This window comes from Arthrobacter sp. Y3221160, assembly GCF_059092585.1.
The window spans coordinates 78,260-90,312 of record NZ_JBNHHU010000001.1 but is presented as its reverse complement, the minus strand read 5'-3'; the positions used below and the strand labels follow the sequence as shown (position 1 = coordinate 90,312).

Sequence of the window (12,053 nt, the reverse complement as noted above, 5' to 3'; positions counted from 1 at the left end):
TGCTGAATGGCTCTTGAGTTTTCTCGGCTGGGCTTCGCCCCTGACTACGTCGATTATGAAGAAGGCTGGGCGCTGCAGCGCAAGCTGCACGCCGAAGTCGTGGCGGGCACGGCGCCCAGCACCGTGTTGTTGCTGGAGCACAGCGCCGTCTACACCGCCGGTAAGCGGACCGAAGACCATGAGCGGCCGTTGGACGGCACCCCCGTGGTCAGCGTGGACCGTGGCGGTAAACTGACCTGGCACGGCCCCGGCCAACTGGTGGGTTACCCCATCGTGGCCCTCCCGGATCCCACCCGGGTGGCCGACTACGTTGACATCCTCGAGCAGGTCCTGATTAATGTGCTCGCCGATTACGGCGTGGCCGGCACCAGGATGGAGGGCCGCTCCGGCGTCTGGATCGAGGCTGACGAGCGCGGGCCCGCCCGCAAGATCGCCGCCATCGGCATCCGCGTCAACCGCCGGGTAACCATGCATGGCTTCGCGCTCAATTGCCGGAACGATCTGGCACCTTACAGCCAGATCATTGCCTGCGGCATTACCGACGCCGGCACCACCACCATCCAGGCCGAGACCGGGCTGGACGTGGCCCCGGCCGACATCGCAGACCGGGTGGAGGAAGAACTCCGCTCGTTCGAGACATCCCTGGTCAAGGCCGGCACCCCCGGCCCCGCGGCCACCGACACCGACCCTGGCCACCGCCAGACCGAAGGAGCCCTGTTGTGACGCTCGCCCCTGAAGGACGCCGCCTGCTGCGCGTCGAGGCCCGCAATGCAGCCACCCCCGTTGAGCGCAAGCCGGACTGGATCAAGGCCAAGGTCAACATGGGCCCCGAGTACGTGGGCATGAAGAACCTGGTCAAGAAGGAGGGGCTGCATACCGTCTGCGAAGAGGCAGGCTGCCCCAATATTTTCGAATGCTGGGAAGACCGCGAGGCGACGTTCCTGATCGGCGGCTCCGAGTGCACGCGCCGCTGCGACTTTTGCCAGATCCATACGGGCAAGCCCTCCCCCGTCGACATCCTGGAACCCACCAAGGTGGCCCAGTCGGTCCAGCAGATGAACCTGCGCTACGCCACCGTCACCGGCGTGGCCCGCGACGACCTGGCCGACGAGGGCGTGTGGCTCTACGCCGAGACCATCCGCAAGATCCACGAACTCAACCCCGGCACCGGCGTCGAAATCCTGATTCCGGACTTCTCCGGAAAGCCCGAACACATCACGGCCATCTGCGACGCCAAACCGGAGGTATTCGCGCACAACGTGGAAACCGTGCCCCGGATCTTCAAGCGCATCCGGCCGGCCTTCCGCTATGAGCGTTCGCTGGATGTCATCACGCAGGGCCGCGACCAGGGCATGGTGACCAAGTCCAACCTGATCCTGGGCATGGGCGAAACCCGCGAAGAAATTTCCGAGGCGCTGCGCGATCTCCACGCCGCCGGCTGCGACCTGGTGACCATCACGCAGTACCTGCGCCCGACCGAACGCCACCACCCGGTGGAGCGCTGGGTGAAGCCGGAGGAATTCGTGGAACTAAGCCAGGAGGCCGAGGACATCGGCTTCCTGGGCGTGATGAGCGGGCCGCTGGTGCGCTCGTCCTACCGGGCCAGCCGCCTCTGGGCCACCGCGATGCGCAAGAAGGGCCTGGAGCTCCCGCCCCAGCTCGCCCACATCGGCGAGTCCGGCAGCACCCGCCAGGAAGCCGCCACGCTGATTGCTGCCCGGTAGCTGAACCGCCGGAACCGCGGTCCGGGAGCCTGCCGGCTGCCGGGCCGCTGCCGTGTCCGCGTACGGCACGAGTGCCTCCTGGCTCACGATAGAATTGGACATTATGGCCCATAGCACCGATTCCGACGCCCCGAAGCGGGGTCTCTTCTCACGCAAGCCCAAGGCTGGGAAACCCTCCAAAGCCAACAAGCAGCCCGGCCGGCTGAAGCAGATCGGCCAGGTCTTCCGGATGACCCGGCGCAACGACCCGAACGTTGTCTGGTTCATGCTGCTGGCCTTCCTCGGCATCGTCGCCGTCGGCCTGGTTATCGGCCTGCTGATCAACAACTGGGTCACGCTGCTGATCATCTCCATCCCGCTGGGTCTTCTGGCCGCCACCTTCATCTTGTCGCGGCGCGCCGAACGTGCGGCGTTCTCGCAGATCGAGGGCCAGCCCGGTGCTTCCGGCGCGGCCCTCAGCGTGCTGCGCCGCGGCTGGATCCTGCAGGACCAGCCGGTGGCCGTGAACCCGCGCACGCAGGACGCCGTCTTCCGCGCCGTGGGCCGCCCCGGCATTGTGCTGGTCACCGAGGGCCCCTCGCACCGCGTGCGGCAGCTGGTCGAGTCGGAGCGTCGCAGGCTTCGCCGCATCCTGCCCAACGTCACGATCCATGTGATCGAGACCGGCCGCGGCGAAGGCCAGGTGGAGTTGAGCAAGGTGGCCAAGACCGTGCAGAAGCTCAAGAAGGAACTGACCAAACAGGAAGTCAGCGCCGTGGACAAGCGCCTGTCGGCCCTGGGCAGCAACAAGCTTCCCATCCCCAAGGGCGTGGATCCGTTCAAGGCCCGCCCGGACCGCAAGGCCATGCGCGGCCGCTGAGCGTCCCGCCTGACAAAACCCGAAAGGCTGCCGGTTTCACCGGCAGCCTTTCGGGTTTAACGCATCGCGCCAGACAGGAGGCTTGAGGCCTGCAGTGAGGCGCCGGCTCAGCGGGGCGCCGGGACGGTGGTGCTCACGGCACGATCGAGGAACGCTTGGCTCAGCGGCGCACCAGCACGGTGCCCATGGCGCGATCGTGGAAGCCTCGCTGGTCGGGGTCGAAAATAACCGCCGGAATCACCAGGCACAGGAGGACGGTGCGCACGACGGCGGCCAGCAAGCCGGGGGCGGAGCCGTCGAGTTTGCGCACGTGGATGCCGAGCAGTCGGTGGCCGAAACTGTAGCCGAGCGTCCCCACCAGCAGCAGCTGCTCGACGGCGAACACCCCCAGGATGGCCAGCTGGCTGCCGCCCAGGAAGGCGTTCGCGATCGCGTAGCACAGGAGCCAGTCAATGAGCAGCGCCACGATCCGGCGCCCCGGACGCGCGATCGAGCCGGGCCCGGATTGCGGGAGCCCGAGCCGCTGCCCGGGCCATTTCTGGATGTTGGACTGCGGGGGGCCTTCGAGCCAGGAACCAAGATCGCGTCTGCTTACCACCCCTCAAGTTTACCGGTCCCGCCTGTAACGGGGTTCCCCGGGGGTGCGGGCCGGAGTTCCCGCCGGTAAAGCGTGAAGGCCACTGACGGTAAACTTGCAGTGCACATCGATTTCGTAACCTGCCCGAAACATTTGCGACACTGTCGGGAAATTCCCTGCTCCTATTGTTGTAACTGTTGCCGGCCCCGTACAGCGGAGGCAGGTTCCCCCAGAATGCGTAAGGAGCATGACCCGATGTTCAAGAATGCGGACGAGGTCCTCAAGTACATCGCCGACGAAGACGTTAAGTTCGTCGATATCCGTTTCACCGATCTGCCCGGCGTCCAGCAGCACTTCAACGTGCCGGCCAAGACCGTTGACGCGGACTTCTTCGTGAACGGCCAACTCTTCGACGGCTCCTCGATCCGCGGCTTCCAAGGCATCGCCGAGTCCGACATGCAGCTGATCCCGGATGTTTCGACCGCCTTCATCGATCCGTTCCGCGTCGAGAAGACGCTGGCGCTGAACTTCTCCATCGTGAACCCGCGCACCGGCGACCCCTACCACCGCGACCCCCGCGGCGTGGCCGAGCGCGCCGAGGCGTACCTGGCCTCCACCGGCATCGCCGACACCGCGTTCTTCGCCCCGGAAGCCGAATTCTTTATTTTCGACGACGTCCGCTACCAGTCCAGCCCCGAGCATTCCTTCTACAGGGTGGACTCGGTCGAGGCCTACTGGAACTCGGGGAAGCGGGAAGAAGGCGGGAACCAGGGGTACAAGACCCCGGTCAAGGGCGGCTACTTCCCGGTGGCCCCCACCGACAAGCAGGCGGACCTGCGCGACGCGATCTGCGTGGAGCTGGACGCCGTCGGCCTCGAGGTCGAGCGCTCCCACCACGAGGTCGGCGCCGCCGGCCAGGCCGAGATCAACTACAAGTTCAGCACGCTGACGCACGCGGCCGACGATTTGCTGAAGTTCAAGTACATCGTCAAGAACGTCGCCGACGCCTGGGGCAAGTCCGCCACGTTCATGCCCAAGCCGGTGTTCGGCGACAACGGCTCCGGCATGCACTGCCACCAGTCGCTCTGGACCGGCGGGCAGCCGCTGTTCTACGACGAGAAGGGCTACGCCGGCCTCTCCGACACCGCCCGCTGGTACATCGGCGGCCTGCTCAAGCATGCTTCCGCCGTGCTGGCGTTCACCAACCCGACGGTCAACTCCTACCGCCGGCTGGTCAAGGGCTTCGAGGCCCCGGTGAACATGGTCTACTCGCAGGGCAACCGGTCGGCCGGCATCCGTATCCCGATCACCGGCTCCAACCCGAAGGCCAAGCGCATCGAGTTCCGCGCTCCAGACCCCAGCTCCAATCCTTACCTGGCCTTCGCCGCGCAGCTGATGGCGGGCCTGGACGGCATCAAGAACCGAATCGAGCCGGCCGACCCGATCGACAAGGACCTGTACGAGCTGCCCGCCGAGGAAGCCAAGGACATCCAGAAGGCTCCGGGTTCGTTGGAGGAAGCGCTCGAGGCACTGGAGGCGGACAACGAGTTCCTGCAGGCCGGCGGTGTCTTCACCCAGGACCTGATCGACACCTGGATCGCCTACAAGCGCGAAGAGGAAATCGCGCCGCTGGCCGCCCGCCCGAACCCGTACGAATTCGAGCTCTACTACGGCTGCTAGCTAGATTCCGCGGTAAACGCGGGGTTAGTCCGCACAGAGTCCGCACGAGCTGCCAACACTTCGGTGACAGCAGCACGTGCGGACTCCTCTTTGTCCGGAAACATCTGCGCATAGGCGTGTCGCGCATCGTCTTGGCTTTGCACCGCTGATGACCTTTACGCCGACCCCGGAGGCGATCAACAGTGAGGCGTAGTCATGCCGCAGGTCTGGTTAGTGCTGCCGTCTTCTGCGAAATTTCGTATGCGTTAATCTCGGTTGCGATGAAGCGCCAAACGCGGCCAAGCTTCCATGCTCAGGGGATCCACCAGCACGTGCCTGCATCATCGCTTGGGTCATCAATTCTTCGGTCGGATCTCGTCCCGCAATTGCGCGAGACTCCGCTCGTTGTGACGGGCTACGAAGCCAAGCACGCCACCCAGTTCTAAAAACGCCGTGATCGGCGTGGTCCGGATCTGCCCATCTGCCCCTTCCCACACGAGCAGAGAGTTCATGGTGATGTCCCGGACTGCGGACCGCGGGACCGTACGATCCCGAAAGACTCCGAACACTGTTAGATCAGCGGCGGATACTTGCACACCCAACCGCCAGTTTCGCCAGCCGGTGAGCAGCAGGGCGCCCATAAGAAGCACAAACAATATGACATCTGGCACCGACCCGAAGGGGTGATCCCCCACGCGTCCAGAAGGGCCAGGGCCGGCTTTGACCTCGAAGAAGAGCACTATCAGAAACAGCAACGTACCCGCGAAAAAGGCTATCCGCGTGATGAATAGCGGGCGCAGCGTCAGTGTGGGTCCCAACATGTGCCCGCTTACCTCGTGCCCTCGCTGATTTCCGTCGATACCTCAGCAGGATACAAGGCATCTTTAACACGGCCGACACTAACACGAGGCGCGCGGCACGAAACTGCGGTCCAGTGCAGTCGCCTTTTATCTCGGTGGCGCCGGACCGTACTCGCTGACGCCGAGTGCAACCGTAATGCTCAGGGCGCTCGATTGCACTGTTCAGCAGATCATAGAGCCGCGCCATCTCGGCCCGCGCTTCTAAAAGTGTCGACCACCGGTCGATAGCCTCTTCGCCCCACCACTTTCTGATGGCAGCTGAGATCCTCGGCTGTGACTGCGAGGCGTGGCAAAATGAAGCCCATGGGCGAAAGCGGGGAGCCCGCACCTCAGGGCCGCACGCCGCGACCGGTCAGGGCCGCGCTCATCGGCGCTGCCGTTGCCTTCCTGGTGTTCCTGGTCATTTTGCGCGTCGGGGTCGCCTATTCGCTGGTGCTGACGGCCACCGCGCTGCTGTTCGCGGGAGTGGTGGCGATCATCCGCAGCGCGCTGCGCAGGTGACGCGCGACGCGCCATGCGGGCAAGGCCCGGCGCGTTGCTCGGCTGTCCCGGTGGGTCTCGGCGGCGCCGTTCAGCTGTCCCGGCGTGTCTCGGTGACGGCTGTCAGCAGGAACACCGAGTCCTCGGACGCCTCCACCGAGTGCCGCTCCTGCGGGATCACGGCGAGCTGGTTCTGGTTGACGGCCATGCGGCCGGACGCGGACACCACGGTGACCGCCCCTTCCAGGACCAGCAGCGTGCCGGCCAGCGGGGCGTTGTGCTCCCCCAGCTCCGCCCCGGCCTTCAAGGCCAACACCGTCTGGCGCAGCGGACCGTCCTGGGCCACCAAGGCGGCACTGCGGCCGTGCGGCGCTCCGACGGCCACGGCCAGGTGTTCGCGTCCAAGCACATCGATGTCGGTCATGTCCGGCGCCTCCTTCGGTTGGGTTCCGGCCTCAGCCTAGCCCGGCGCCCTGTTCCCGGCCACACACCTACAGGGCGGGGCCCGACGGCGGCGCGCCCCCGCGCATCGGAGGGCACCGCCGTCGGCCGGTCGGAGGACCTCAGAGGACCTTGGCCAGGAAGTCCTGGGTACGTGCCTGCTGCGGGGCGCCGAAGAGTGCCTCCGGCCTGCCTTCCTCCACGATGTTGCCGTCGGCCATGAAGATGACGCGGTCCGAGACTTCGCGGGCGAAGCCCATCTCGTGGGTGACCACCACCATGGTCATGCCTTCCGCCGCCAGGTCCTTGATGACCTGCAGCACCTCCCCCACCATCTCCGGGTCCAGGGCGCTGGTGGCCTCGTCGAAGAGCATGATGTCGGGATTCATGGCCAGTGCCCGCGCGATGGCCACGCGCTGCTTCTGTCCGCCGGAGAGCTGGGCCGGGCGGGCGTCGGCCTTCTCGGACAGCCCGACCCTCTCCAGCAGCTCCAGGGCCTTGCTGCGTGCTTCGGCCTTGCCGAGCTTCTTGAGCTCCACCGGGGCCAGCATGATGTTCTCCAACACGGACTTGTGCGGGAACAGGTTGAAGTGCTGGAAGACCATGCCGATGTGCTGGCGCACCTTGTCCAGGTCGACCTTCGGGTCGGTCAGGTCGAAACCGTCAACCACCACGGTTCCCCCGCTGATGTCCTCCAGCTTGTTCAGGCAGCGCAGGAAGGTCGACTTGCCGGAGCCGGACGGCCCGATCACGCAGACGACTTCGCCTTCGGCCACCTCGACGTCGAGGCCCTTGAGGACCTCGTTGCTGCCAAAGCTTTTTCTGAGTCCGGCGACGTGAATCTTGCTCACTTGTTGAACCTCTTATCCAGGATGTTGGAAAGCTTGATCAGCGCGGTGATCACCACGAAGTACAACGCCGCCACGATCAGCAGCGTTTCGCCGGTACGGAAGTTGGAGGCGTAGATCTGCTGGCCCTGGTAGGTCAGTTCGGCGAAACCGATGACCGCGAGCAGGGAGCTGTCCTTGAGCGTGATGACGAACTGGTTGATGAAGCTGGGGGTCATGATCTTGACCGCCTGCGGGATCACGACCTTCTGCATGGACTTGACGTAGCCCAGGCCCAGGCTGCGGCTGGCTTCCATCTGGCCTGGATCCACGGACTGGATGCCGCCGCGGACGATCTCCGTCATGTAGGCGCCGGCATTCAGGCTCAGCGTCAGCACGCCGGCGGTGAGGACGTCGATCGGCGCCCCGGTCAGCTGCGGCAGGCCGAAGTAGAAGAAGAACGCCTGGACCAGCAACGGCGTGCCGCGGAAGATGCCCACGTAGGTGGTCGCGATCCCGCGCAGCACGATCCGGCGGGATACCTTCAGGAACCCGAAGGCGACGCCCAGGACCAGGGCGATGATGATCGAGACCGCCGTGGCGAACAGCGTGAGCCCCAGGCCCTTCATCAGGGCGGGGAGGCTGTCGGTCAGCAGCTGCCAGAAGCTGCTCTTCCCGGCAGTCTCCGGCGAAGCGAGGTACTTGTCCAGGATCTGCTGGTATTCGCCGCTGGCCTTGAGCTCGGCCAGGCCGGCGTTGAAGGCTTGGATCAGTTCGGGGTTCTGGTCCTTGTTGGCCGCGAAGCCGTAGGAACTTCCGCGTTCCTTCTCCGTGACGGCCTTCAGCCCGTTGTTTTGGGCGATGCCGTAGGCCAGCACCGGGTAGTCGTCGAAGACTGCCACGGAGTTGCCGGCCTTGACGTCGTCGTACATGGTGGCCGACTGGTCCAGCGGCTTGACCGTGAAACCGTACTCTTCGGCGATGGAGTCGGCGAAGGCTTCACCCTCGCTGCCGCGCTTGACCGCGACCGTCTCGCCCGCGAGGTCCTCGTAAGAGGTGATCTCGTTGTTGCTCTGCGCCACGGCCATCTGCACACCCGAGTCGAAGTACGGGTCGGAGAAGTCGAAGACCTGCCGGCGCTCGTCCGTGATGGACATGCCGGCGATGACTCCATCCACCTGGTTGGACTGCAGCGCCTGCAGCGCGGCGTCGAACCCGAGCGACCGGATTTCCACCTCGAAACCCTGGTTCTCGGCGATCGCCCGCAGCAGGTCCATGTCGATGCCGACCAGTTCGCCGCCCTGGCGGAACTCGAAGGGGGCGAACGTCGTGTCGGTACCGATGACGTAGCTCTTGCCGCTGGCGCTCTGCGGCGCCTGGGCCGCGGCCGCGGCCGCGTTGCCGCCGAAGACCAGCGAGAGCACCGCCAGCAGTCCGGTCAGGGCCAGCAGGCGCCGTCCCAGCCCGGTGCGTTGGAGGGTGTGCAAACTAAACAGCTCCTAGATTTGTTCTCAGGGCACGCCTGTACAGCCTGTGCAAGGCGCAAAAGATCCTCATTGAGGGTACAGACCGGTGACCGGCAGCACCACTTGGCGTCGGGGAGGCTAGGTGCCGTAACCGTAGAAGTAGCGCTCGAAGATGGCCCGGGCGCGGCGGGTCAGGCGCAGGTAGTCTTCCTCGATCGCCGCAGCGTTCCCGGGCTCGTAACCGCACCAGCGTGCCACCGCTTCGAGGTCCCGGCGCGAGGCCGGCAGCACGTCCGAGTTCTTGCCCGCCCAGATCACATTGGCCGACCGGATCCGGGTGGCAAGGCTCCAGCTTCGCCCGAGGGCGGCGGCGTCCTCGCCCGGCAGCAGCCCGGCGGCGGCGATGGCGGAGAGCGCGTCGAGCGTGTTGGTGGTGCGCAGCTCCGGGAGCTTCCGGGCGTGCTCCAGCTGCAGCAGCTGCACCAGCCACTCCACGTCGCTGAGTCCCCCGCGGCCCAGCTTCAGATGGCGGGCCGGATCGGCGCCGCGCGGGAGCCGCTCCGATTCCACCCGCGCCTTGATCCGGCGGATTTCGCGCACCTGATCGCTTCCCAGCCCCTCCGGGTAGCGGATCGGATCCACGAGCGCGATGAACTCGTCCGCCAGGTTGTCGTCGCCGGCCATCGGGCGGGCGCGCAGCAAGGCCTGCGCCTCCCAGACCAGGGACCAGCGTTGGTAATACTCGCGGTAGGAGTCCAGCGAGCGCACCATCGGCCCGTTCTTGCCTTCCGGCCGTAGCGCCGCATCCACTTCGAGCACCCGTTCGGCCAGCACCGGGGGTGTGCAGGGCTGCTTCAGGAGGGAAGAGATCCGCGTGACAATGCGCTCCGCCTGCTGCTGGGCCAGGCCGGGGTCGGCCCCCGGCAAGGGCCGGTGCACGTACATGACGTCGGCATCCGAGCCGTAGCTGATTTCCCGTCCGCCCTGCCGGCCCATGGCCACCACCAACAGGGCCGTCAGCCGTTCCTCGGACTCCAGCACGGAGGTTTCCGCGACGTGGAGCGCGCCGAGCACGGCGGCACGGTCGGCGTCCGCAAGAGCGGCCCCGACCTGGGACTGCTCCAGCAGCCCGGAGGAGTCGGCGAGCGCAATGCGCAGCGTTTCCCGGCGCCGGATCAGCCGGATCAGCCGGATGGCCTCCTCGGGCACCGGATGGCGGGACATCTTGGACCGGATTTCCTGCCACTGGGCGTCGAAGCTGAGCGGTACGAGGTCCTTGTCGGTGCCCAGCCAGGCCGTGGACTCCGGCGAGACCTCCAGCAGGTCCGTGATGAAGCGGCTGCTGGAAAGGATGTGGCACAGGCGTTCGGCGGCCGAGCTCGAGTCCCGCAGCATGCCCAGGTACCAGTGCGAGTCTCCCAGCCGTTCGCTCAGCCGGCGGAAGCCCAGCAGGCCCGCGTCCGGGTCCACGCCGGAAGCGATCCATTCCAGCAAGACCGGGAGCAGCTGGCGCTGCAGCAACGCCTTCCTGCTGACCCCGCCGGTCAGGGCCTCGATATGACGCATCGCACCCCGCGGGTCTTGGTAGCCCAGCGCGGCCAGCCGGCCCTGCGCCGCCTCCGGGGTCAGCCGCACCTCGTCCAGGCTCAGGTTGGAGGCTGCGGCCAGCAGCGGCCGGTAAAAGATGCGCTCGTGCAGCGCCCGCACCCTGCGCTTGGTCTGCTGCCATTTGTCCAGCAACTCGGCCGGCGCCGGCCGCCTCTCGAGCAGCGCTCCCTGCGCGGCTTTGGCCAGCACGCGCTGCGCCTGCTCGTCGTCGGGCATCAAGTGGGTCCGGCGCAGGTGCACCAACTGGATCCGGTGTTCCAGGACGCGCAGGTACCGGTAGGCCTCATCGAATTCCTGTGCGTCGGCGCGCGAGATGTAGCCCGCCGTGCTCAGCGCCGCGATGGCCGACGTCGTGTCGCGCTGGCGGATGGATTCGTCTACCCGGGCATGCACCAGCTGCAGCAGTTGGACCGTGAATTCGACGTCGCGAAGCCCGCCGCGGCCCAGCTTGATCTGGCGGCCGCGCTCATGGGCCGGGATGTTTTCGGTGACCCGGCGGCGCATCGACTGCACCGACTCGACGAACCCTTCCCGTTCCGACGAGGACCACACCAGCGGCGACACCGCTTCCTCGTACCGGCGGCCCAGCTCGGCGTCCCCGGCCACGGCCCGGGCCTTCAGGAGTGCCTGGAACTCCCAGCTCTGCGCCCAGCGCCGGTAATACGTCAGGTGCGAGTCCAGCGTCCGGACCAGCGGACCGTCCTTGCCCTCCGGGCGCAGGTTGGCGTCGACTTCCCAGAGCCCTGGTTCCGGGCCGGGCGAGGAGATGGCGCGGGCCGTTCCGCTGGCCAGCGCCGCGCCGATCACCCCGGCCTCGGTGTCGGCGAGCCCGTCGGCCTCGACGACGTACACCACGTCGACGTCGGAAATATAGTTCAGCTCCCCGGCCCCGCACTTGCCCATGCCGATAATGGCCAGCCGCACCGCCGCGACGTCGCCGGCGCCGTAACGTTCCGCTGCTTCGGCCCGGGCCACCGCAAGCCCGGCGTCCAGCGCGGCCGCGGCCAGGTCCGCCAGTTCCCGGGCGGCGTCCGGCAGGAAGTCGACCGGCGAGGCCGCGGAGAGGTCCCGGATCGCCAGTTCGGACAGGTGCCGGCGGTACGTGCTCCGCAGCGCGACGTAGGCCTCCTTGCCCGTCAACGAGGCGACCGGCTGTCCCGACAAGGGGTCCGCGCCGACGGATCGCAGCAGCGAGCTGCGCAGGCGGGATGCCGGCACCCGGCCGGGTTCCGGTCCGATGTCCGTGTCGAGGACGTCCAGATGCTCCGGCCGGCGGAGCAGGAAGTCAGCCAGGGCCTCGGAAGCCCCGAGCAGCCGGAACAGGGCTTCGCTGCCGTCGCCGCCCATGTTGATGACGTCCGCCAGTGACGGGTTTTTCTCCAGCAGTCGCACCAGCGACACCAGCGCCTGGTCCGGGTCGGCGCTGACCGCGAACCCGGCCTCCAGCCGCTCCTGGCTGATGCCGGACAGTTCCCTGGCCCGCAGGAACCGGGTGCTGCGCTCCAGATCGTGGAATCCTCGGGCGATCAAGCGCCGGTTCGTCAGCACGTGT

The 12,053-nt window shown here is 66.8% G+C and carries 11 protein-coding genes; 5 read left to right on the top strand and 6 right to left on the bottom strand.

Going from position 1 to position 12,053, the window contains the following annotated elements; translation table 11 throughout:
* The first annotated feature begins 6 nt into the window (after positions 1-6).
* The 3 genes from lipB to AC5RWG_RS00400 all read left to right on the top strand — a co-directional run bounded on the left by lipB (position 7) and on the right by AC5RWG_RS00400 (position 2,583).
* On the top strand, positions 7-723 hold the full coding sequence (lipB, locus tag AC5RWG_RS00410; protein WP_494013822.1) for a lipoyl(octanoyl) transferase LipB: 717 nt from the start codon (positions 7-9) through the stop codon (positions 721-723).
* Positions 720-1,724 (top strand): lipoyl synthase, encoded by a 1,005-nt coding sequence (lipA, locus tag AC5RWG_RS00405; protein ID WP_494013821.1) that lies wholly within the window; start codon positions 720-722, stop codon positions 1,722-1,724. The genes lipB and lipA overlap by 4 nt, the downstream gene beginning before the upstream one ends.
* Before the next feature lie 103 nt (positions 1,725-1,827).
* Entirely contained in the window at positions 1,828-2,583 is a 756-nt protein-coding gene (locus tag AC5RWG_RS00400; RefSeq protein ID WP_493978004.1) for a DUF4191 domain-containing protein, read from the top strand.
* A gap of 160 nt (positions 2,584-2,743) precedes the next feature.
* Here the strand turns inward: AC5RWG_RS00400 and AC5RWG_RS00395 are convergent, their stop codons facing one another.
* Positions 2,744-3,181, bottom strand: a complete 438-nt coding sequence (locus AC5RWG_RS00395) for an RDD family protein (protein WP_494166211.1) — start codon at positions 3,179-3,181, stop codon at positions 2,744-2,746.
* Between the two features lie 234 nt (positions 3,182-3,415).
* Between AC5RWG_RS00395 and glnA the strand changes: the two genes are divergently transcribed.
* The gene (gene glnA / locus AC5RWG_RS00390; protein ID WP_493967363.1) at positions 3,416-4,840 is read left to right on the top strand and encodes a type I glutamate--ammonia ligase; all 1,425 of its coding nucleotides are present in this window, start codon (positions 3,416-3,418) and stop codon (positions 4,838-4,840) included.
* A gap of 335 nt (positions 4,841-5,175) precedes the next feature.
* On the opposite strand, the gene AC5RWG_RS00385 is transcribed toward glnA, so the two are convergent.
* The gene (locus AC5RWG_RS00385) at positions 5,176-5,640 is read right to left on the bottom strand and encodes a hypothetical protein (RefSeq protein WP_494166210.1); all 465 of its coding nucleotides are present in this window, start codon (positions 5,638-5,640) and stop codon (positions 5,176-5,178) included.
* Positions 5,641-5,982: 342 nt separating this feature from the next.
* Here AC5RWG_RS00385 and AC5RWG_RS00380 point away from each other — a divergent pair, with 342 nt between their 5' ends.
* Positions 5,983-6,180 carry a hypothetical protein gene (locus AC5RWG_RS00380; protein ID WP_494013818.1) on the top strand — a complete coding sequence of 66 codons (198 nt, stop codon included), beginning with the start codon at positions 5,983-5,985 and terminating at the stop codon, positions 6,178-6,180.
* Between the two features lie 70 nt (positions 6,181-6,250).
* Here the strand turns inward: AC5RWG_RS00380 and AC5RWG_RS00375 are convergent, their stop codons facing one another.
* From AC5RWG_RS00375 to AC5RWG_RS00360, 4 genes are all read right to left on the bottom strand, one after another.
* On the bottom strand, positions 6,251-6,583 hold the full coding sequence (locus AC5RWG_RS00375) for a cupin domain-containing protein (protein WP_493977940.1): 333 nt from the start codon (positions 6,581-6,583) through the stop codon (positions 6,251-6,253).
* A gap of 139 nt (positions 6,584-6,722) precedes the next feature.
* Entirely contained in the window at positions 6,723-7,451 is a 729-nt protein-coding gene (locus tag AC5RWG_RS00370; protein ID WP_494013817.1) for an amino acid ABC transporter ATP-binding protein, read from the bottom strand.
* Complete coding sequence (locus AC5RWG_RS00365; RefSeq protein ID WP_494166209.1) at positions 7,448-8,914, bottom strand: amino acid ABC transporter substrate-binding protein/permease; 1,467 nt, start codon at positions 8,912-8,914, stop codon at positions 7,448-7,450. Before AC5RWG_RS00365 ends, AC5RWG_RS00370 begins: the two co-directional genes overlap by 4 nt.
* A gap of 117 nt (positions 8,915-9,031) precedes the next feature.
* Positions 9,032-12,049, bottom strand: a complete 3,018-nt coding sequence (locus AC5RWG_RS00360; protein ID WP_494166208.1) for a bifunctional [glutamine synthetase] adenylyltransferase/[glutamine synthetase]-adenylyl-L-tyrosine phosphorylase — start codon at positions 12,047-12,049, stop codon at positions 9,032-9,034.
* Positions 12,050-12,053: the final 4 nt, after the last annotated feature.

What these genes read in the sequence shown, in the direction of transcription:
- lipB (WP_494013822.1), top strand. Translation starts at nt 7, where the DNA reads ATGGCTCTTGAGTTTTCTCGGCTGGGCTTCGCCCCTGACTACGTCGAT.
- AC5RWG_RS00400 (WP_493978004.1), top strand. Translation starts at nt 1,828, where the DNA reads ATGGCCCATAGCACCGATTCCGACGCCCCGAAGCGGGGTCTCTTCTCA.
- glnA (WP_493967363.1), top strand. Translation starts at nt 3,416, where the DNA reads ATGTTCAAGAATGCGGACGAGGTCCTCAAGTACATCGCCGACGAAGAC.
- AC5RWG_RS00385 (WP_494166210.1), bottom strand. Translation starts at nt 5,640, where the DNA reads ATGTTGGGACCCACACTGACGCTGCGCCCGCTATTCATCACGCGGATA.
- AC5RWG_RS00380 (WP_494013818.1), top strand. Translation starts at nt 5,983, where the DNA reads ATGGGCGAAAGCGGGGAGCCCGCACCTCAGGGCCGCACGCCGCGACCG.
- AC5RWG_RS00375 (WP_493977940.1), bottom strand. Translation starts at nt 6,583, where the DNA reads ATGACCGACATCGATGTGCTTGGACGCGAACACCTGGCCGTGGCCGTC.